This is a genomic window from Polaribacter sp. OB-PA-B3, from assembly GCF_054589375.1.
In genome coordinates, this window is record NZ_BAAIIX010000005.1 from 1 (window position 1) to 21,944 (window position 21,944).

17 protein-coding genes are annotated in these 21,944 nt (G+C 29.8%); 13 read left to right on the forward strand and 4 right to left on the reverse strand.

Annotation, left to right across the window (positions count from 1 at the left end):
* The coding region (locus ACYPV9_RS10095) for a beta strand repeat-containing protein (protein ID WP_459743437.1) at positions 1-5,875 on the reverse strand (5,875 nt) is incomplete at its 3' end.
* Between the two features lie 455 nt (positions 5,876-6,330).
* Between ACYPV9_RS10095 and ACYPV9_RS10100 the strand changes: the two genes are divergently transcribed.
* On the forward strand, positions 6,331-6,906 hold the full coding sequence (locus ACYPV9_RS10100) for an aspartyl/asparaginyl beta-hydroxylase domain-containing protein (RefSeq protein ID WP_299061182.1): 576 nt from the start codon (positions 6,331-6,333) through the stop codon (positions 6,904-6,906).
* Between the two features lie 41 nt (positions 6,907-6,947).
* Here the strand turns inward: ACYPV9_RS10100 and ychF are convergent, their stop codons facing one another.
* Positions 6,948-8,039, reverse strand: coding sequence for a redox-regulated ATPase YchF (ychF, locus tag ACYPV9_RS10105; RefSeq protein ID WP_299061185.1), 1,092 nt, complete (start codon positions 8,037-8,039; stop codon positions 6,948-6,950).
* 150 nt (positions 8,040-8,189) lie between these two features.
* Here ychF and ACYPV9_RS10110 point away from each other — a divergent pair, with 150 nt between their 5' ends.
* A complete protein-coding gene (locus tag ACYPV9_RS10110; protein ID WP_459743440.1) occupies positions 8,190-9,692 on the forward strand; it encodes a carboxypeptidase-like regulatory domain-containing protein in 1,503 nt (500 codons plus the stop codon).
* Positions 9,693-9,743: 51 nt separating this feature from the next.
* On the opposite strand, the gene ACYPV9_RS10115 is transcribed toward ACYPV9_RS10110, so the two are convergent.
* On the reverse strand, positions 9,744-10,094 hold the full coding sequence (locus ACYPV9_RS10115) for a 4Fe-4S dicluster domain-containing protein (RefSeq protein WP_299061191.1): 351 nt from the start codon (positions 10,092-10,094) through the stop codon (positions 9,744-9,746).
* Between the two features lie 69 nt (positions 10,095-10,163).
* Here ACYPV9_RS10115 and ACYPV9_RS10120 point away from each other — a divergent pair, with 69 nt between their 5' ends.
* The 11 genes from ACYPV9_RS10120 (at position 10,164) to ACYPV9_RS10170 (ending at position 19,776) form a co-directional block, all read left to right on the forward strand.
* Positions 10,164-11,225, forward strand: coding sequence for an acyl-CoA reductase (locus ACYPV9_RS10120; RefSeq protein ID WP_459743442.1), 1,062 nt, complete (start codon positions 10,164-10,166; stop codon positions 11,223-11,225).
* Between the two features lie 24 nt (positions 11,226-11,249).
* The gene (gene serC, locus ACYPV9_RS10125) at positions 11,250-12,317 is read left to right on the forward strand and encodes a 3-phosphoserine/phosphohydroxythreonine transaminase (protein WP_459743444.1); all 1,068 of its coding nucleotides are present in this window, start codon (positions 11,250-11,252) and stop codon (positions 12,315-12,317) included.
* Between the two features lie 53 nt (positions 12,318-12,370).
* A complete protein-coding gene (locus ACYPV9_RS10130) occupies positions 12,371-13,321 on the forward strand; it encodes a D-2-hydroxyacid dehydrogenase (protein ID WP_459743446.1) in 951 nt (316 codons plus the stop codon).
* A 3-nt stretch (positions 13,322-13,324) separates the two neighbouring features.
* Positions 13,325-14,563 (forward strand): DUF1015 domain-containing protein, encoded by a 1,239-nt coding sequence (locus ACYPV9_RS10135; RefSeq protein ID WP_299061200.1) that lies wholly within the window; start codon positions 13,325-13,327, stop codon positions 14,561-14,563.
* 3 nt (positions 14,564-14,566) lie between these two features.
* On the forward strand, positions 14,567-15,235 hold the full coding sequence (locus ACYPV9_RS10140; RefSeq protein WP_299061203.1) for a YggS family pyridoxal phosphate-dependent enzyme: 669 nt from the start codon (positions 14,567-14,569) through the stop codon (positions 15,233-15,235).
* Positions 15,236-15,259: 24 nt separating this feature from the next.
* Positions 15,260-16,354 (forward strand): 3'-5' exonuclease, encoded by a 1,095-nt coding sequence (locus ACYPV9_RS10145; RefSeq protein ID WP_459743449.1) that lies wholly within the window; start codon positions 15,260-15,262, stop codon positions 16,352-16,354.
* A gap of 97 nt (positions 16,355-16,451) precedes the next feature.
* Positions 16,452-16,769 (forward strand): hypothetical protein, encoded by a 318-nt coding sequence (locus ACYPV9_RS10150; RefSeq protein ID WP_459743451.1) that lies wholly within the window; start codon positions 16,452-16,454, stop codon positions 16,767-16,769.
* On the forward strand, positions 16,732-17,055 hold the full coding sequence (locus ACYPV9_RS10155; RefSeq protein ID WP_459743453.1) for a hypothetical protein: 324 nt from the start codon (positions 16,732-16,734) through the stop codon (positions 17,053-17,055). Before ACYPV9_RS10150 ends, ACYPV9_RS10155 begins: the two co-directional genes overlap by 38 nt.
* Before the next feature lie 3 nt (positions 17,056-17,058).
* Positions 17,059-18,303: a hypothetical protein gene (locus ACYPV9_RS10160; RefSeq protein WP_459743455.1), complete on the forward strand. Its 1,245-nt coding sequence runs from the start codon at positions 17,059-17,061 to the stop codon at positions 18,301-18,303.
* 148 nt (positions 18,304-18,451) lie between these two features.
* Entirely contained in the window at positions 18,452-18,982 is a 531-nt protein-coding gene (locus ACYPV9_RS10165) for an RNA polymerase sigma factor (protein WP_077809030.1), read from the forward strand.
* 2 nt (positions 18,983-18,984) lie between these two features.
* A complete protein-coding gene (locus ACYPV9_RS10170; protein ID WP_299061211.1) occupies positions 18,985-19,776 on the forward strand; it encodes an anti-sigma factor in 792 nt (263 codons plus the stop codon).
* Positions 19,777-19,792: 16 nt separating this feature from the next.
* Here ACYPV9_RS10170 and recG read toward each other — a convergent pair whose 3' ends face one another.
* The gene (recG, locus tag ACYPV9_RS10175) at positions 19,793-21,889 is read right to left on the reverse strand and encodes an ATP-dependent DNA helicase RecG (RefSeq protein ID WP_459743458.1); all 2,097 of its coding nucleotides are present in this window, start codon (positions 21,887-21,889) and stop codon (positions 19,793-19,795) included.
* Positions 21,890-21,944 lie beyond the last annotated feature (55 nt).

Below are 21,944 nucleotides of genomic sequence, written 5' to 3' on the forward strand. Positions count from 1 at the left end.
TATTCCAGTTACCACCAGTTCTTGTTGTTTTCTCTATTCTATGCAATCCTAACAAGGTATTTGCTTCTGAGTTTGAGCTTTCAATCTCCGAAATTAACGGATCATGTGGATGTCTCTCTGCAGAGTCAATTAAGAAATTATAAGGATCTAACGCATCATCTATAAAAACAACCCACTCACTTTCTGTATAATTTACATTTGGTTGTAGTGTTTCATCTATTCTTACATACGATGTTTTATTAGTAAATTCTGAAGCAACATCAATTCGGTTTGACCATGAGCTGTCATCTGCAGTTTTTGATACTGTAATGGTATCGTCTCCACCTTCAATATTTGTTAATGCATTATCTTGTATAATTATTGCACTTGCAGTTGGTGCTGCCGCTGTTGTATTAGAAATATTGTTTTCTGAATTTGTAATTAGTACAGATTGACCTGGTAAAATCACAGAACTAACTGTAAGTGTAGCATCTGGTGTTACCCCTGTTTGATCTCCTGTTTTATTTAAATATAGTTGTACATTCACAAGATTGGCTGCAATAGTATTTGAATTACTGATATTGGTTATTTCTATCCAACGCTCACTTTCAAACTGGTATACTTGTGTAATCATTAAATCATCAATTGGAGCGTCTCTATAATCAAGATCGCCATTCCCAGGATTAAAATCTCCATCAGTATCTTTAAATGCATCTTCTAATGAACTTTCATTAGTTATTGTAGTTGCAGATGGATTTAAACCGTCATTTACTGTTGAGCCAGCTATTCCAGAATCATCGTTATCATCAAAAACATCAACTAACCCATCACCGTCTGTATCTGTTGCTGAGAAAGTATCTACATCTCCGTTTTCATTGACGTCAAAGATACCGTCGTTATCTGCATCTGTATCTAAATAATCTGGAGTGTCTAAACCATCTGTATTTTCTGGGATTAAACCTATAATAGCCTCATTTTCATAATTATCGTCTACACCATTTTTATTAACATCAGTAATAGAAGTTCCAACTCCACTTGGTGCGATATACCCTGTTGAAGGTTGTCCTTCTACGTTATCTGGTATACCGTCATTATCTGCATCAATATCAATAAAGTTTAGTTTGCCGTCATTATCAGCATCTCCTAAAACATAAGAGTTTGGCTTACCATTATTATCGGTATCTTGCCCTGTAATTATTAATGCATTTGCAGTATTTTCTGAAGTACCATCTTGACCAACATCACCATCTACAAGGTCATTAAATCCGTCATTATCTGAATCAGTAAAATCATCTGCTTTTCCATCTCTATTAGTATCAGTTCCACCAGCTTCGACAACATCAGTAATTCCGTCATTATCGGAATCTAAATCTAAGTAATCTTTAATCCCATCTCCGTCTGTATCAGGATTTGTTATAGCGACGTTATTTGCTCCACTATCTGAATCATAACGATCATCTAAGCCATCATTATCTAAATCGTTTACTAAAGTTCCGTTAGAGTTTACATCATCTATAGTTCCATTTCCGTCGACATCTTCTCCACCTGCTTCAACTAAATCAGGAATTCCGTCATTATCAGAATCTAGGTCTAAGCTATTTGGAATACCATCACTATCTGTGTCTTCACATGCAGAAATACTTACAAAATCTAAAGCAGCCCCTGCCCCAAGTGATCCGTTAGAAGGAGGTGTCGCTTGAAATTGTAATGTAGTTTGAGTAGTTGTAGCTACAAATTTTTGAGAAAAAACATACCACTTTTTAGGGCCAATAATTCCGCCTACATTTCCTTCTGCTGTAGCTACTAAAGTCTGGTTAATTATACTAGTATTTGATGCATCTAAAACTTTAACATCAAGGGTAACGTCTTGCCCTGTGCCATGGCCGACATCTTCTCCCCAAAAGAAAGAAAGTGTATAGGTTTTACCAATAGTAGTGTTAATTGTTTGAGAAAGTATATTACTTATACCCGAAGTTACATTATTATTACCTACTACATCTAAATATTGTGTTCCTTGGTAAGCATTAGCAAATACTACACTTGGTCCCCAAGATGGGCTTTGGCCTCCGACCCATCCATCTAAATTTTGTGTATAATTCCAACCTTCTAATGTGTTTGTATTGTAAGTTGTACCAATAAATGTACCTGCTGCTGCTGTAAAACCTCCTGGAAATATACTTGCATCAGAAAAGTCTTGGTTTTCAAAATTACCGTTAGTAATTAAATTTTCACAACCTTCATCTACGTCTAATATTCCGTCATTATCATCATCTAAGTCAACTGAATCTGGAACACCATCGTTATCTGTATCTTTAATGTCTCTATAATCTACATCTCCACCAGCATTAATATCTCCATCTTCATCACCAAGGTTGCCAGCATTTGGTGAATTTATACCGTTATTGACTGTAGAACCACTTATTGCAGAATCGTTAATATTATCAAAATTATCGTCTAAACCATCATTATCAGTATCTATACCAGATAAAATATTATTGGTATTGCCATTCTCTGCTATATCTAAAATTCCATCATTATCTGAATCTGTATCTAAATAATCTGGTTTGTCTAAAATATCTGTATTTGTTGGATTTAAACCAATAATAGCTCCGTTTTCATATACATCATCTACACCATTTTTGTTTAAATCTTCTATAATACCTGACCCTGTAGGTGCAATGTAACCACTAGTGGTTTGCCCTTCTATATTATCAGTAATACCATCATTATCTGAATCTATGTCTATATGATTTGGTTTTCCGTCATTATCTGAATCTGCATTTGGGTATGTGTTTGGCTTTCCGTTATTATCAACATCGGCACCTGTAACAATTAAAACGTTATTGATATTTGTACCTGGCGCATCATTACCATTTGCTAAAGCACTTGTAGGATCACCATCAACAAGATCATTAAAACCATCATTATCTGTATCTATAAAGCTATCTGCTTTTCCGTCTCTGTCTGTATCTTCTCCTCCAGCTTCAATAACATCAGCAATACCATCGTTATCTGAATCTAAATCTAAATAATCATTTATACCATCGCCATCTGTATCTCCTTTAGTATAAGAATTAGGTTTACCATCGTTATTTGTGTCTGCACCAGTTGTTATTAAAGCATTGCTAATATTTTCTGAAACACCATCTTGACCAACATCTCCATCAACTATATCATTAAAACCATCATTATCAATATCAACAAAATTATCTGCTTTACCATCTCCGTTTGTATCTGTTCCTCCTGCCTCTACAATATCTGGTATACCATCATTATCTGAATCTAAATCTTGTCTATTTGGAATACCATCTCCGTCAGTATCTAAATTAGGTATTAAATTACCTCCGTTATCAACATCGTATAAATCATCTAGTCCGTTATTATTGGTGTCATTAATTATAGTTCCATCAAGATTTATATTATCAATTTTCCCATTACCATCGGTATCTACTCCTCCAGCCTCAACAATATCAGGAATTCCGTCGTTATCCGAATCTAAGTCTAAACTATTTGGGATACCGTCACCGTCTGTATCTGCACAAGACAAATAAGAAACTGCATTCACAGAAATACCATCTACAAATGCCCAATAATTTGATGCAGAATTATTTGAACCCACAAATAAATTATAATTACCAGGGCTTGTAATACCTAAATTACTCGGTATAAATGTGTAACTTCTTTCTTCCCAAGTACCAGCTGTACCACCAGTGGTTGTAAGATTATTAATATAACTTATTAAAGTGCCTGAGGTTGAAGAATTACTGTTTAACCTTACAACAATATTTACAGACGAAGCTTGCCCTTCGAATCCGTTGGTTTCTGGATATTCTGTATAATCTAGTTTTATTGTATATTCCTCGTTTGGATCTACTATATTAAGTGGCGTATATATACCTTCTGAGCTTCTAAAGCCCATAAAAGAACCACCTGATGGCGAAGATTGAAAATCAGAAGATCTTCCGTTTGAAATTGTTAAATCTGATCTTTGTTGATAATTAAGTGTAAATGAAATTTGTTGATCTGTTGACAAATCGGATGTATTTACATTTACCCAAGGACTTGGTGTAAATCTTGCTCTGTTTACGTTACCTACATAAGGTGTACCTGAATTGCTATTATCTATATAGTTTTGATTAAAACTACCGTTAACATCAAGACTAGTTGTTGTTGATAAAGGCTCTGCAGATAAACTACACTCAACAACATCTAAAATACCATCGTTATCATCATCTAAATCTACATTATCGGGAATACCATCTCCGTCTGAATCTAAGGGAGGACAAGCATTACTAACATTCGCATTTGTTACTGCTGAATTTGTACCAGAATAACCATCACTCCCAGAAACTGTTCCGTTGGGATTAATAGCACCACCATCTACTACACCATCTTTATCTTGATCTGTAAAACCAGCTTCTAAAGTATCCGGGCAACCATCACCGTCTGAATCTCTGTTTAAATAATTTGGAACACCAAGTGTTGTTTCTATAGGAACAAGTCTAGATCCTGAACAGTCTACAGTAGAATTAGTTGTTTTGGAATATTCGGCACCATACACAACCATATTATAAGCATACGTTTGTACTTTGATATGGTTTGTATTTGCATTAATTATATATTTGTAACCTACCCTTGCACTTCCGTTTAACAAATTATTTTGATAATTAGAGTTTGATGGTGTAACACCCGCAGCATCTGACTCTCTAAATCTAACTTCATTGTTACTACTTGGAGCTGTTTGCGCTAAATAAATTGTTACCTCTGTGCCTTTGGTTAAGGTTTCTGGAAATCTTAGTACCATAAAAAACGGATTCCCTCCTGGCCAACTATTTGGGCCTGATGCAAAAGTATTTCCGGGATTTCCGATGGCATTATTAGTATTGTTAAAATATTGCGATGCAGTAACACCGTTTGCAAAACCTGTTGTTGTAGTGCTTTCTTCAATACAAGATTCATCATAAACATCGAACAAACCATCATTATCTAAATCTGAATTATTATCAACAAGACCATCGTTATTAACATCTACACCTCCTGCTTCTATAATATCAAAAATCCCGTCATTATCAGAATCTAAATCCCTACTATTTGGTATTCCATCACCATCAAAATCACATGGAGTTGTTCCGTTTGGTAAAGAAGTTAATGTTAAAGAAATATCATCTAAAGCTAAATCGTTACCACAACCACCAACCTGATTATTTATTAAAACAATTTCTAAATTTGTTGCATTACCAGAATTAAATTCGAAGTTGTAATTATTCCACTTGCCTGTTCTGGGAATATCTCCTGTATCAAAAGATGCAATTACATTACCAGAATTATCTAAATCTCTAATTTCGTATTTTACATTTGCTAAAATTAAACCACCTTCATTATTGGTACAATACTGCTCGTTAGTTATACTGTTTGCGTTAATTAACCATGCAGAAAAATTATACGTAGCATTTTTGGAAACTGTTACCGTTCTACTGTAAAAGTCGCCAATTGTAAAATTAGCATTTACAACCATCATAAAACCGCTACCAGTTGTATGATCGCTAATATTCTCTTGCCAACTACCTTCTGGTTGATTTATTAAGTTTGCAATCGCATAATCACCATCATTTAATGCATTTGGAAAGCCTGAAAATGGAGCTATATCACCTCTATAATTATATGTTGTATAACCTGCAGGCAACTTGTTACCAGGATATGTGCCAGTGCCAAAATCTTCATAAAAAACAGCACATTGAGCATCTTCGATATAATCTAAAATACCATCATTGTCATCGTCTATGTCTTGTAAATTTAAAACACCATCTCCATCTGCATCAACCGAAGTTGACTGTGAGTAAGTAGTTATAGATATAAATGCAATTGTAATTAAAATAATTTTTTTAAAACGTATCATTCCCCCAAACAATATCGTCTTATTAAAAATGTTGTACATATTTTATAAGAAAATTTAAGTATGTAAATGTAGTTTTACCTAATAGGTTTTATGTTAATTTTTTTATAAAACTATGTTAATAAAAAAATATATAATTCTATTAATTAACTATTTACAACTGTTAGTATTTTTAACATATACGATAAACTTTATGGTATGGTTTTTAAAAAAGCATTTTTTTAAAATAAATTTCAAGCATCTTAATCTTTTAAGAACATCAATCAATAAATCTTGATATTATAAAGAATTACTTTTTTAATTAATACGTTTATAGCTATAAAATTAATATGATATATATGTAACGTTTATGTATATAAATAGAAACTCTGCTTCATATAAAAACAGGTATTTATACTAGCTTTTAACTTTATTGTAGTAATTACTTTAGTAAAATAAATAAATTTTATATTCTTTTTATGATTATTAATAATGACAGAGTTCTACTTCCTTTAACTTTTAATACCGAAAAACTAATTCAAGAAGCAAAAAAATTATGTAATGAAAATTTTGTTTATTATAATGTAATTCAATTACGAGCTCCAGCCCATATAGTAGATTCGTCTATACCTTTTCCGACACCAGCAAAAGACTACGCAGATGGATCTTGGACAAAATGGTTAAATACAGATTCATTAGAAAAATCTCCGTACTTAAAAAGTATTATAGAAAAATTTCAAAAAAACACAACAGTAACTTTAGTAAGGTTATTAAGACTTGCACCTTATGCTGAAGTAAAAGAACACACAGACCCAACTTTAGGACTTACTGTAGAAAAATCTGTTATTAGAATTACAATACCTATTTTAAATAATGATAAAATGATTTTTAATCTAAACAAAACTCCTGTAAAAATGAAACCTGGCGAATGTTGGTATTTAGATTTGACAAAACCCCATCAAATTACTAATAATTGTAATGAAGAGCGAATAAATTTAACAATAGATATGATACCGAATGATTGGTTAAAAAATCTAATAAAAAAATCCCAATAATTTCTTATTGAGATTTTTAAAAATTTTATTTAAAAAAGTAATTATACGTTAAATCTAAAGTGCATAACATCACCATCTTTTACAATATAATCTTTACCTTCTACTCTCATTTTACCAGCTTCTTTCACTTTAGCTTCGCTACCATAAGTAACATAATCTTCATAAGAAATTGTTTCTGCTCTAATAAAACCTTTTTCAAAATCTGTATGAATTACTCCTGCAGCTTGTGGTGCTGTAGAACCAATAGGAATTGTCCATGCTCTAACTTCTTTAACACCTGCGGTAAAGTACGTTTGTAGGTTTAATAGTTTATAAGCAGAACGAACTAATCTAGAAACACCTGCTTCTTCTAAACCAATATCAGCTAAAAACATTTGTCTTTCTTCGTAATCATCTAATTCTGTAATATCTGCTTCTGTACCAACTGCTAAAACAATTACTTCTGCATCTTCTTCTTTTACAGCTTCTTTTACCTTTTCTACATATTCGTTACCAGAAACGGCAGAACCCTCATCTACATTACAAACATATAACACAGGTTTTGCTGTAATAAACTGCAAAGATTGTACAAATTCTATTTCTTTTTCAGAAAAATCTAAAGCTCTAACAGAAGTACCTTGTAATAACGTTTCTTCTATCTTTAATAAAACAACCAATTCTGCTTGCGCTTCTTTATTACCAGTTTTAGCAGTTCTTTTTACTCTTTCTAGTCTTTTTTGAACTGTTTCTAAATCTTTTAATTGTAATTCGATATCAATTGTTTCTTTGTCTCTAACAGGATCTATAGAATTATCTACATGAATAATATTATCATTATCAAAACAACGCAAAACGTGTAAAATTGCATCTGTTTCTCTAATATTTGCCAAGAATTGATTTCCTAAACCCTCTCCTTTACTTGCTCCTTTTACCAAACCTGCAATATCAACTATTTCTACTGTAGCTGGTAAAACACGCTCTGGATTCACAAGTTCTTCTAACTTTTCTATTCTTTTATCTGGTACATTTACTACACCTAAATTAGGTTCTATTGTACAAAAAGGAAAGTTAGCACTTTGCGCTTTTGCATTAGATAAACAATTAAATAAGGTTGATTTTCCTACGTTTGGTAATCCTACAATTCCGGCTTTCATGTGTAATAAATTTAATAAAAGAAAGATTTAACTTAATTTTTGTTAATCTTTCATAAATTTTTGAGAGTGCAAATATAATACTTTGTTAAACTTTTTAAGGTTTTATTTTGCAATAATAAAAAATGATATTTTTAGAAATAAATTCAATCTATGAAAATAAAATTACATCTATTTTTAACAATTTTAATTGTAAATATTTCTTCAAACGCACAAGAAATTTCTGGATTTGTATTCTCTAAAACATATAATAAACCAATAGATAGAGTTGCAATTGTAACAAATCATAAAACTGGTACAGCAACTAATAAATTTGGCATTTATAATTTACAGCTTAAAAATGCCACAAAAATCACCTTCTCTTCTTTAGGATATCAACCTGTTACATTGACTATTAATGAATTAACCGACCAAAATTACAACGTTTATTTATTAGAAAGTATAAATCAATTAGCAGAAATAAGGTTAAAATTTGATAAAATATCCTTAGAAAACTTAATACAAAAAACTTTAGACAGCATGCAGAAAAATTATATTACTTCTGCGAGTAAACAAAATATTTATGTTTATGAAAATCAGCAAATGAATTTTAAAAAATTAGAATTAGATTTAGAATCTAGTTCTCTACTAAATAGACAAAAAAGAAAATTAGCTCAAATAGAATTTGAAAATTTCTCTAAAAATTTAAAAAGTATCAATCCAGAATTTTCTAAACAATTTTACGGTACAATATCTACACAAAACGTAAAACCAAAAAAAACGAATACAAAAGTATCTATAATTAAGGTTGATAAAGTCGAAGGATATCGAAAAAAAGGTTTATCTAACGGTGTAACTTTAAATAATCTTCAAGATAAAATTCAGAATATAGTTTTAACTCATTTAGATAAAAATAAAACATATAAAGTTAAAACAGGCCTGTTTAAAGTTGAAGATTCCCTGTCTTTTAAAGAGGTTTCTAAAAAAACCGATTCTTTAAAAAATGACAATTCTTTTGGCGATTTTAGAATAACAAATAACAAAAGAGTGATAGAAAAAAAAGGTGCTTTTTTTATAAATGATGACGAAACCAACTTTTTAAATACAAAATTCTACAATCAATCCTTAGAAGAAAATGAAACTATAAATGATATCAATATGTATGTTATTTCATTTAAACCAAAAAAATCAAAAGCAAAGTATTCTGGGAAAATTTTTATCAATCCATCCAATTTTATAATCAAAAAAGTAATTTACAAGTTTGCAAACGGAAAACGAGGTGAGCATCTAAATTTAAAATGGTTATTGGGTATTAAATATTCAGAAAACGAAGACGCCACTACTCTATTCTATGAAAAAGACAAAAATGGTAACGTTTACACTTCTTATCTAAAACAAGAAATAAAAAATTATGCATACATAAATAGGCCTATAAAATTTATTGAAAACTCTAAAAATAAAGAAAAAATAAAATTTAACATTAAAGTAGAAATTAACCTTAATGATATTACAGAGGTATTGCTAAACGAACCAAAAAAAATTCTTAAAGACAACTTGATAACTTATCGTAAAGAAGATTTCAAAAAAAAATCAACATATATTTCTAAAGAAAAATATCTTGAATTACCATGGCAAAACAGGCAACTTCTAATAAATTATTTAGATAAAAATCAATAAAAAATCCTGAATAATAAACTCAGGATTTTAAATTTTATATTTTAAAAAAGATTAATCGTTATGCAAAAACTTTTGTTTTGCTAATAATTCTTCTTCCGTTTCTACATTATCATCATCTGGTACACAACAATCTACAGGACAAACTGCTGCACATTGTGGTTCTTCATGAAAACCTTTACATTCTGTACATTTATCTGCTACTATATAGTAAACTTCATCAGAAACTGGTTCTTGATCTTCATCTGCATTTATTGTCTTACCATTTGGTAACACTGCGCTTCCCGATAAATCTGTTCCGTCAGAATATTTCCAATCGTCTGCGCCTTCATAAATTGCTGTGTTAGGACATTCTGGTTCACAAGCACCACAATTTATACATTCATCTGTTATTATAATTGCCATAATTTTCTTTTCTGTTTTGTACCTTTGCAATTGCAAAAATAACGCCAAAAATAGTTACAACCAAAATAAATGGATAGTATTCAAAATAGAATTACTGCTTTTGTTGAATTAGGAGCATTTTTAAGTCAGTTTTCTCAAGAAAAAATAGCAAAAAAAGAAAGTGTACAATTTAACGATCTTTTTTTTGATGGTTTCAAGCATCAAATAAAATTAGCTCAAGAAAACAACTCTTGGTTTACTAAAGATAATATTTTATTTTCTTTAGAGAGTTGGTCTAATGCACTAACAAAAAACAACTTAGAAGAATGGATTTCTAAAAATTCGATAAATAATTCCGCCACTAAAACTGTGGCAATCGTAATGGCAGGTAATATTCCTTTGGTTGGTTTTCATGATTTTTTATCTGTTTTAATATCAGGTAACGCTGTTTTAGTTAAACAGTCTTCTAACGACAAACATTTATTACCTTTTTTAGCTAAATACTTAGAATATGTAAACCCTAGTTTTAAAGGAAACATCTCTTTTACAGAACAAAAATTAGAAAATTTTGACGCAGTAATTGCTACTGGTAGTGATAACACCGCTCGTTATTTTGAGTACTATTTTAAAAACAAACCAAATATCATTAGAAAAAGTAGAAATTCTGTAGCGGTTATAACTGGTAAAGAAACCGAAGAGGATTTTATTAAATTATCTAATGATGTTTTTCAATACTTTGGTTTAGGTTGTAGAAGCGTTTCTAAACTATATGTACCAAAAGATTATAATTTTGATGCATTTTTTACAGGAATGTACGCTAAAAAAGATATTATAGGCAATGCAAAATATGCCAATAATTATGATTATAATAAAGCCGTTTATTTAATGAGCGAATTTGATTTATTAGAAAATGGTTTTTTAATGATTAAAGAAGATGAAAGCTACGCTTCTCCTATTGCCACAATATTTTACGAATATTATGACAATGCAATAGATTTAAAAATAAAATTACATCAAGATAAAGAAAAAATTCAATGTATTGTGGCCAACAATTTTATAGAAAATGAAATTGCTTTTGGCGAAACCCAAAATCCTAAATTATGGGATTATGCAGACGGAATTAATACATTAGAATTCTTATCTAAAATATAAAACAACAACACAACCAACTATAAAATGAAAAAGCACAATTTTAGCGCAGGACCTTGTATTTTACCCGAAGAAGTTCTTAAAAAAGCATCGGAAGCAATTTTAAATTTTAACGATGACAATTTATCTTTAATTGAAATTTCTCATAGAAGCGAATCTTTTGTAAACGTTATAGAAAAAGCTAGATCTTTAGCACTAGAATTATTGGGTTTAGAAAATAAAGGTTACAAAGCCTTGTTTTTACAAGGTGGTGCAAGTTTAGAGTTTTTAATGGTTGCTTATAATTTATTAAACAAAAAAGCGGCATATTTAAATACTGGTACTTGGTCTGATAAAGCAATAAAAGAAGCCAAAGCTTTTGGTGAATTAGTAGAAGTTGCTTCTTCTAAAGATAAAGGATTTTCTTACATCCCTAAAAATTATAGCATACCAGAAGATGCAGATTATTTTCATTGTACAAGTAATAATACTGTTGCTGGTACTCAAATGAAAACTTTCCCAGAAACAAATATCCCATTGGTTTGTGATATGAGTTCAGATATTTTTTCTAGACAATTAGATTTCGAAAAGTTTGATTTAATTTATGCAGGTGCTCAAAAAAATATGGGGCCAGCTGGTGCTACTTTAGTTGTTATTAAAGAAGATATTTTAGGAAAAGTAGAAAGACACATTCCATCGATGTTAAATTATCAAATTCATATAGATAAAGATAGCATGTTTAATACACCTTCTGTTTTTGCTGTTTATGTTTCTATGTTAACTTTGCAGTGGCTTAAAGATTTAGGCGGAATTCCATTTATTGAAAAAGTAAATGCTAAAAAAGCCGATTTATTATATTCAGAAATTGATAGAAATCCGTTTTTTGAAGGAATTGTAGCTAAAGAAGATAGAAGTATTATGAATGCTACTTTTAACATAACAGATGATTCTTTAAAAGAATCTTTTGATAAAATGTGGAAAGATGCTGGTATAAACGGCCTAAACGGACACAGAAGTGTTGGTGGTTATAGAGCAAGTATGTACAACGCCTTACCTTTATTTAGTGTGCAGGTTCTGGTAGATGTAATGCAAGAATTTGAAAGAAATCAAAAATAAAATACAAACCGTTCTTATTTAATTATAAATTTTGAACAGACTGAAATAAAAGAATGAAAATATTAGCAAATGACGGAATTTCTAACAGCGGAATAGACGCTTTAGAAAAAGGAGGTTTTGAAGTATTAACTACTAAAGTTGCACAAAATCAATTAGAAAATTTTATAAACGATAATAATATTGATGCAATATTGGTTAAAAATAATACGCAAGTAAGACAAGAGTTAATAGAAGCTTGCCCAAGTATTAAATTAATTGGTATTAGTGGTATAAATACCGATAATGTAGATGTAGAATTTGCAGAAGATAATGGTTTACACGTTATAAATACACCAAACGCAACAGCAAATGCTGTAGCAGAATTAGTTTTTGCGCATTTATTTGGTATGGCAAGATTTTTACATTCTTCTAATAGAGAAATGCCTTTAGAAGGTGATACTCGATTTAAAGATTTGAAGAAAGCTTATGCAAGCGGTATAGAATTACGCGGAAAAACATTGGGAATTATCGGTTTTGAAAAAACAGGACAAGCTGTTGCTAAAATTGCTTTGGCTTTGGGCATGAATGTAATTGCTTCGGATGATAGAATTACAGGAGCACCAATTTCTATAGATTTTTTCAACGGTCAAAAAGTTACAATTAATATCGAAACTATAGATAAAGACGATGTTTTAGAAGCATCTGATTTTATTACGCTACATGCACCTGCACAAGAAGAGTACATTATTAGCGGTGTAGAAATTGAAAAAATGAAAGATGGTGTAGGAATTATAAATACTGCAAAAGGCGGTATTTTACATGAAGTAGATTTAGTAAAAGCAATAGAAAGTGGTAAAGTACAATTTGCTGGTTTAGATGTTTTTGAAACAGAGCCTACACCTGCAGTACAATTATTAATGAATCCAGAGATTTCATTGTCACCAAATATTGGTACAGAAAGTATAGATGCACAAGAAAGAATTGGTACAGAATTAGCATCTCAAATTATTGCACTTTTAAGATAAAATATGGCAATTGTTAAACCTTTTAAAGCGGTAAGAGCTAAAAGAGATAAAGCAGCTTTGGTTTCTTCTAAATCTTATGAAGTGTATACACCAGAAATGCTAAATTCTAAATTAGCTTTTAACCCGTATACATTTTTACACGTTATTAATCCTGGTTATAAATATCATAAACAAGATATTACAGGAGAATTACGCTTTAAGTTGGTACATAACAGATATTTAGAATTTAAAGAAGATGATATTTTCTTTCAAGATGAATTACCTGGTTTCTATATTTATCAAAAAAACACAGCTACAAATTCTTTCTGCGGAATAATTTCTGCCACTTCGGTTGAAGATTATCATAACAATGTTATAAAAAAACACGAAGGAACTCTAAAGGAAAGAGAATTATTATTCGAAAACTATTTAAAAAACACTGGTTTTAACGCGGAACCAGTGCTTTTAACATATCCAGACAATGATGATATTTCATCAATAATAAAAAAATACACAATAGAAAGAGCAGAATACGAATTTTCATCAACAGATAAAACTTCGCACCTTTTATGGGTTGTTAATAATAAAGATGATGTTTCAAAAATAGAACAAGCTTTTAAAGAAGTTGATACTTTGTACATTGCAGACGGTCATCATCGATCAACATCTTCTTGTTTATTGGCAGATCGACTAGCAAAAGAAAATCCAAATCATACAGGTAAAGAAGCTTATAATTTTTTTATGAGTTATTTACTACCAGAAAGTCAGTTAAGTATTTACGAATTTAATCGATTTATTAAAGATTTAAACGGTCTTACTCCGCATGAGTTTTTAATAGAATTAGACACTATTTTTAGAATAGAAAACAGAAAGCAAGAGCTGTATAAACCTAAAGAAAAGCATCATTTTAGCATGTATTTAAATGGTGAATTTTATGCTTTATACTTGCGAAAATCTTTGTATAACTTTACAGATTCTTTAAGTAAATTAGATGCTCAAATATTATATACTACCGTTTTAAAACCAATTTTAGGCATAGAAGATATTAGAAATGATTCTAAAATAGTATATTCACAAGATAAATCTGATAGTTTAGAATTAAAAACAAAAGTAGATTCTGGAGAGTTTAAAGTTTCTTTTGGCATGTTACCTACAACTATATCAGAATTAAAAGAAATTGTAGATGCAGGTTTATTGATGCCGCCAAAAACCACATATATAGAACCCAAATTAAGAAGTGCTTTAACTATTTACGAATTTTAATACATGATTACAGAAAACCTAAATCAAATAAAAGAAAGTTTACCAAATTCTGTAACTTTAGTTGCTGTATCTAAAACAAAACCAGTAGAAGATTTGCAAGAAGCGTATGATGCTGGACAACGTATTTTTGGTGAAAATAAAATTCAAGAAATGGTAAACAAATTCGAAATTTTACCAAAAGATATAAAATGGCACATGATTGGTCATTTACAAAGTAATAAAGTTAAATATATGGCTAGTTTTGTAGATTTAATTCATGGTGTAGATAAATTTAAGACACTTAAAGAAATAGATAAACAAGCTAAAAAGAATAATAGAGTAATTAATTGCCTTTTACAAGCCAAAATAGCAAAGGAAGAAACTAAATTTGGTTTGTCTTTTAATGATATCGAAAAAATATTAATTTCTGAAGAATTAGAAAATTTAAAAAATATTAAAATTGTAGGTTTCATGGGAATGGCTACTTTTACAGAAAATAAAAAACAATTAGAAGAAGAATTTTTATCATTAAAAAACTTTTTTGACAAACATAAAACAGCTACAGTTAAAGAAAACTGCAAATTAGAAACCCTTTCTATGGGAATGAGTGGAGATTATAATTTGGCAATAGATTGTGGTAGTACAATGATTAGAGTAGGAAGTTCTATTTTTGGTAACCGAAACTACAACTAATTAATTGCTTAAAAGATATAGAATTTGTACGTTATACTAGACATTGAAACAACAGGTGGAAAATTTAATGAAGAAGGCATTACAGAAATTGCTATCTACAAATTTGACGGACACTCGGTTGTAGATCAATTTATTAGTCTTGTTAATCCAGAAAAAGAAATTCAAAAATTTGTTGTAAAACTAACAGGTATAAACAACAAAATGCTACAAAATGCACCCAAATTTTACGAGGTTGCAAAAAGAATTATAGAAATCACTAAAGATTGTACATTAGTAGCTCATAATGCAGCTTTTGATTATAGAATTTTAAGTACCGAGTTTGATCGACTTGGCTATGATTTTAATAGAAATACACTTTGTACAGTAGAATTAAGTCAGAAATTAATATTAGACCAACCTTCTTATAGCTTAGGTAAATTAACTAAAGCTTTAGGCATACCAATGACTGATAGACACAGAGCTTCTGGTGATGCATTGGCAACAGTACAGCTTTTTAAACTTTTATTAGAAAAAGACACCGACAAATCTATCATTCAAAATTCTGTGAAATATCACGACAAAAGAGTTGAAAAAGAAAGATTACAAAAACTTATAGATTCTGTGCCAAAAGAACAGGGTTTATTTTACATTCATGACTCTAAAGGTAAAGTTATCTTTTTAGGACGTGGTAAAAATGTAAAAGCAGAAGTAAATAAGCTATTTTTAAAACAAACACGTAGAGCTTTAAAAATTCAAGATAGAGCTACAGCAATTTCTTTTGAAAAAACAGGCAACGATTTATTTACTAGACTTAAATATTATATCGAATTAGATATCATTTCACCAAAATTTAATTTCAGAAAAAAAAGAAAACAAAACCTGCACGAGTTTAACAACGAAGATTTTTTAATTTATGAAAAAGGAAGAGAAGTCGAAGAGCACGCTGTTATACTTATAGAAAACAAAGAAGTTTTTGGTTACGGATACACAAATTTAGCTTATCAAGAAAATCGATTAGATATCTTAAAATCGGTTTTAACACCTATTGATGATAAAGACCTAGCCAAAACTATTGTTAAGAATTACTTAAACACAAGCTCAGTAAAAAAAATTGTTAGACTTTCAAATGAAAAAAATTAAACTTTTATTACTACTATTACTTACTTACACATCTGTTAACATTGCATAAGCAAAAAAATCTACCAAACTAGGTAAAACTACACTTAAAGAATTAAAAATGTCTATTTATGACAAAGATTCTACTGCCGCTGCTGTAGTTTTATATGAACATGCCAATGTTTATTTAGATCCTGATAACGATTACAACACTAGAACAGATTACTATTACAGAATTAAAATTTTAAATAAATCTGCCTTTGACCTAGCGAATATTAGTATCGATTTATACAAAAAAGAAAGAATAGTTGATTTAAAAGCAGTTACATACAATATCAATGAAGATTCTAGAATTGTAAAAAATAATCTTATGGATAAAGATATTTTTACAATTCAAAATAATGAAAACTGGAAAACTAAAAAAGTTTACACTTTCTAAAATTAAAGAAGGTAGTGTTATCGAATATAAATACAGCGTTTTGTCACCTTATTTAGGTATAGACGATTGGACTTTTCAATCTGAAATACCAAAAATTAAAAGTGAATTTGACGCAGCTGTTTTAGGAAACTACAAATACCATGTTCGATTAATTGGTTATTTAAATTTAGACAAAGATAATCCGTCTATAAAAAAGAAATGTATTTATATAGACGGTGTTGGCGAAGGAGCATGTATAATATATTCTTTTGGAATGTATAACGTACCAGCCTTTAAAAAAGAATAATATATGCTAAGTAAGAAAAATTATTTGGCAAGAATTACTTTCGATTTAATCTCGTATACTGATGTTAGAGGTGATAAAACAAGCTACACAACTACCTGGAAAAAAGCAGACAAAAAGTTAAAAGCTCAATTTTTTAACAATCAAACTTCAAAGAAAAGTTTTTTTAAAAAAAATTTACCCGAAAATTTATTCTCGATAGAAAATGAACTTGAAAAAGCAAAAGAACTTTACAAGTTTATTCAAAATCATTATACATGGAATGATAAAAATTGGACCAATGAAGACGCAAAAGTTAAAAAAGCTTTTAATGAAAAATCCGGCAATGTTGGCGAAATAAACATATCACTTTACAATAGTTTAACGGCAGCAGATATAAATGCAAATTTAGTTGTGCTATCTACAAGAAATAATGGTATTCCAACAAAATTACATCCTGTTATTTATGATTATAACTATGTAATTGTAAAAATTAACATCGATGGTAAAGATTATTATTTAGACGCAACTGATAAATTTTTACCATTTGGTTTGGTTCCGATAAGAACTTTAAACGGAGAAGCAAGAGTTATAAACTATGAAAAAGAAGGTAATTGGCCTCAATTAGAACTTACGGTTAGTTCTAATAGAAATATAAATAGTAAACTTACCTTAAATACAGATGGCGAATTTACTGGAAACTTATTTATCCGAAAAACAGGATATTACGCACATAAACAAAGAAAAAAGCTAGCAAATATATCAGAAGAATCATACTTAGAAGAAGTAGAGTCTAAACACGTTGATCTAGAAGTAGAAGACTATAAAGTTGTATCTAAAGATTTAATTGAAAAACCGATAACAGAAGTTTTTAAAGTTAAAATCTTTATGAATGAAAATTTAGGAAATACGGCTAGAATTAATCCTTTTATTTTTGATAGAATTAATATAAATCCGTTTAAATTAAAAGAAAGAAATTATCCTGTAGATTTTGCACATCCTTTTAAAAGTACTTTTTCTTTAAATCTTACAATACCTAAAGAATATAAAGTATCTCAACTACCAAAAAACAAAGCGATTGCATTACCTAATAAAGGTGGTACATTTATTATTAGATCTAAAATTGAAGAAAATACAATAACATTATATGTTAGTTTTAGCATTAATAGAAAAACATATACAAGTACAGAATATTTTGCTTTAAAAGAATATTTCAAACAAATTATTATTGCCGAAAACTCATTTATTTTATTAGAAAAAAATAAAGTTTAAAACTTCAAGAAACAATCAACTTATACAACTACCTAACAAACAGTTACATTTAAAAAATTCAATTAAGGATAAAGTATCATTCTTTTTAAAATGTTAATATTTGTTAAATTATCAATTAAATTTAATAGATTAGCACCTAATAGCAATTATGAATTTAGATAAACTAGTTTTAGATTTTCAACAAAAGGATGTAAAAGCCTATGAAAAACTGTACAATATGTATTGTAATAGTATTTCTGGTGTTGTTAATACAATCGTAAAGAATGATGATGTTGCCCAAGAAATAACACAAGATGTTTTTATAAAAGCTTGGAACAAATCTGATTCTTACTCCTCTAAAAAAGGTAGATTTTTTACTTGGATTTTAAATATAGCAAGAAATGCCGCTATAGATTATACTCGTTCTAAGAAGTTTAAGCAGTCTAAACAAAACCTTAACTCAGATTTTTTCGTAGATATATTAGAAACAAGTGATAATCTAAACAATTCTACAGATGCCATAGGAATTAAAGAGTTTGTAAAAAACCTTGGCGATAAATGTAAATCTGTAATAGAATTATTATTCTTTAAGGGCTACACACAAAAAGAAGCTTCTGAAGAACTAGACATACCACTTGGTACAATAAAAACACGCAATAGAAATTGTATTGCAGAATTAAGAACAATGGTAGGCGTTTAAAAATGGATATACAAAAATACATAGAATCAGGAATTTTAGAACTGTATGTAGCAGGTTCTCTCTCTGAAAAAGAGAATGAGGAAGTGCACAATGCAGTTAAAAAAAGCCCAGAACTTTTGGCCGAAGTTATATCAATAGAAAATGCTATTGTAAAGTTAACTGCTGCTGCAAAAAAAGATTCAACTTATTTATTTACAGATATTTTAAAGGGTATAAATAGTAACGACACAAAAGTAATTAAGATTGCAGAACGTAAAACTAACTGGACACAGTTTACTGGTTGGGCTGCTGCAGTTCTTTTAGGTAGCACATTAATTTGGTCTATTTCTAAAAACAGCAAATTACAAGAACAAGTTGCATCAGAAAAAGTACAACTTGAAGAACAAATAGAGAAAGCTTCTAATAGTTTAGCAGAAGCAGAAAAACTAATTACAGTATTTAGAGATAAAGAAATTATATCAGTACCATTAGACGGACAAAAAGTTTCTCCGGATTCTTACGCTAAAGTATATTGGGATAAGAAAACTAAAAGTATTTATTTAGATGCTAAAGGACTACCAGAACCACCAAAAGGGAAAGTTTACCAGGTTTGGTCTTTAAAAATGAGTCCTTTAACACCTACAAGTTTAGGTACAATAGATACTTTTACAGCAGATGCTAATAAGATTTTTACTATTGAAAATGCAAATGAATCTGAAGCATTTGGTATTACTCTAGAAGATGAAGGTGGTAGCGAATCTCCAACATTAGAGCAATTATATGCTTTAGGTGCCGTGGTAGCTTCTACACCATAAAAAATAAACTAAAAGTTTAGCTTATATTTGACCAAATCTTAGATGATTTGGTCATTTTTATATATGCTTGTTTTATTGGTAAGTTTTCTTCTTTCGATAAATTACTATCATCTTGTAAAATAGAAATAGCCGTGTTTCTAGCGGCAACCAAAATTTTAGAATCTTTAACTACATCTGCTATTTTTAGATTTAAAACACCACTTTGTTGTGTTCCCATAATATTGCCTGGTCCCCTCAATTTTAAATCTACTTCGGCAATTTTAAACCCATCGGTGGTATCTACCATTGTTTTTAGACGTGTTTTAGCTTCTTCAGATAATTTATAACTAGATAGTAAAATACAATAACTTTGATCTGCCCCTCTACCTACTCTTCCTCTTAATTGGTGTAATTGCGAAAGTCCGAATCTTTCGGAACTTTCGATAATCATAACACTTGCATTAGGCACATTTACACCAACCTCTATAACTGTTGTTGCTACCATAATTTGTGTTTCACCTTTAACAAAACGTTGCATTTCAAATTCCTTATCAGCAGGCTTCATCTTACCATGCACAATACTTATTTGGTATTTTGGTGATGGAAATTCTCTTGCAACACTTTCATAACCATCCATTAAATCTTTATAATCCATTGCTTCGGATTCTTCTATTAAAGGATACACTAAATAAACCTGTCTGCCTTTATCTATTTCATCTTTCATAAATTTAAAAACAGACAACCGATTGCTATCAAATCTATGAACAGTTTTTACTTCTTTTCTTCCAGGAGGCAATTCATCGATTACAGATATATCTAAATCACCATAAACTGACATTGCCAAAGTTCTAGGAATTGGTGTCGCCGTCATCACTAAGATATGAGGTGGTAATGTGTTTTTTGCCCATAATTTAGCTCTTTGCTTTACTCCGAATCTGTGTTGCTCATCAATAATTGCAATTCCTAGGTTTTTAAAAACCACTTTATCTTCTAACAGAGCATGTGTACCAACCAAAATATGTAAAGTGCCATCTTCTAAATTTTGATGAATTTCTCTTCTTTTCTTTGTTTTTACAGAGCCTGTTAATATATCTACCTTTACATTTAAGCCTTCTAATAATTCTGATACAGCTGTAAAATGTTGATTTGCTAAAATTTCTGTTGGTGCCATTATGGTTGCTTGATAACCGTTATCGATGGCTAAAAGCATCGATAAAATGGCTACAATTGTTTTACCAGAACCAACATCACCTTGCAAAAGTCTATTCATATGTGCAGCAGAGGCAACATCTTTTCTAATTTCTTTTAAAACTCTTTTTTGTGCATTTGTTAAATCAAAAGGAAGTTTTTCTGAATAAAAATTATTAAAAATTGGTCCTACATTTTCAAATATAAAACCTTTAATTTTTGTTTTATTAATTAGCTTTTTTCTTACTAATTGTAATTGAATAAAAAATAGCTCTTCAAATTTTAACCTGCTTTGTGCTTTGGCTAAACTTTCTTGATTTTTAGGAAAATGAGCATTTAAAAGCGCCTCTCTTTTAGGCATTAACTTATATTCTTCTAAAATATCTTTAGATAAGCTTTCAGTAATTACTTCAAACGATTGCTGAATTAAATTTTGCACATAACCTCGAATCATTTTATTAGAAACACCAGAGTTAACTAATTTTTCTGTGGAATGATAAACAGGTTGCATTTTACTTTGCAACTTTTTTTTATAATCTTTAACCAATTCTAAATCTGGGTGTGGAATACTAAAATTACCATTATAATGGTTTAATTTACCGTAAACCACGTATGGCTCGTTAATTTTTAAAGAATCTTTAATCCATTTTTGCCCTTTAAACCAAACCAATTCCATGGTACCAGTGGCGTCTTGAAATGTTGCTACTAACCTACTTCCTCTTTTTTGAGCTACAGATTTTACTCTTGTAATCTTACCAACAATTTGTACTTCTGCTGTACTTGGTTGTAAATCTTTAATTGCGTAAAATGCAGTTTTATCTATATATCTAAAAGGATAAAAATTAAGTAAATCATTGCAAGTTTTAATACCCAATTCTGTATACAAAAGAGCTGCTCTTTGTACACTAACACCTTTGATATAAGTTATTGGATAATCTAAATTCAAAATTAATTTTTATAAATAACGAAAATACAGATTATCCTTTAAAACTGATATAGAA

Excerpts from the sequence above, each read along its gene's own strand:
- serC (WP_459743444.1), top strand. The coding sequence starts at position 11,250 with ATGAAAAAGCACAATTTTAGCGCAGGACCTTGTATTTTACCCGAAGAA.
- ACYPV9_RS10140 (WP_299061203.1), top strand. The coding sequence starts at position 14,567 with ATGATTACAGAAAACCTAAATCAAATAAAAGAAAGTTTACCAAATTCT.
- ACYPV9_RS10120 (WP_459743442.1), top strand. The coding sequence starts at position 10,164 with ATGGATAGTATTCAAAATAGAATTACTGCTTTTGTTGAATTAGGAGCA.
- ACYPV9_RS10155 (WP_459743453.1), top strand. The coding sequence starts at position 16,732 with ATGAAAACTGGAAAACTAAAAAAGTTTACACTTTCTAAAATTAAAGAA.
- ACYPV9_RS10135 (WP_299061200.1), top strand. The coding sequence starts at position 13,325 with ATGGCAATTGTTAAACCTTTTAAAGCGGTAAGAGCTAAAAGAGATAAA.
- ychF (WP_299061185.1), bottom strand. The coding sequence starts at position 8,039 with ATGAAAGCCGGAATTGTAGGATTACCAAACGTAGGAAAATCAACCTTA.
- ACYPV9_RS10100 (WP_299061182.1), top strand. The coding sequence starts at position 6,331 with ATGATTATTAATAATGACAGAGTTCTACTTCCTTTAACTTTTAATACC.
- ACYPV9_RS10165 (WP_077809030.1), top strand. The coding sequence starts at position 18,452 with ATGAATTTAGATAAACTAGTTTTAGATTTTCAACAAAAGGATGTAAAA.
- ACYPV9_RS10170 (WP_299061211.1), top strand. The coding sequence starts at position 18,985 with ATGGATATACAAAAATACATAGAATCAGGAATTTTAGAACTGTATGTA.
- ACYPV9_RS10150 (WP_459743451.1), top strand. The coding sequence starts at position 16,452 with ATGTCTATTTATGACAAAGATTCTACTGCCGCTGCTGTAGTTTTATAT.
- ACYPV9_RS10115 (WP_299061191.1), bottom strand. The coding sequence starts at position 10,094 with ATGGCAATTATAATAACAGATGAATGTATAAATTGTGGTGCTTGTGAA.
- ACYPV9_RS10160 (WP_459743455.1), top strand. The coding sequence starts at position 17,059 with ATGCTAAGTAAGAAAAATTATTTGGCAAGAATTACTTTCGATTTAATC.
- ACYPV9_RS10110 (WP_459743440.1), top strand. The coding sequence starts at position 8,190 with ATGAAAATAAAATTACATCTATTTTTAACAATTTTAATTGTAAATATT.
- ACYPV9_RS10130 (WP_459743446.1), top strand. The coding sequence starts at position 12,371 with ATGAAAATATTAGCAAATGACGGAATTTCTAACAGCGGAATAGACGCT.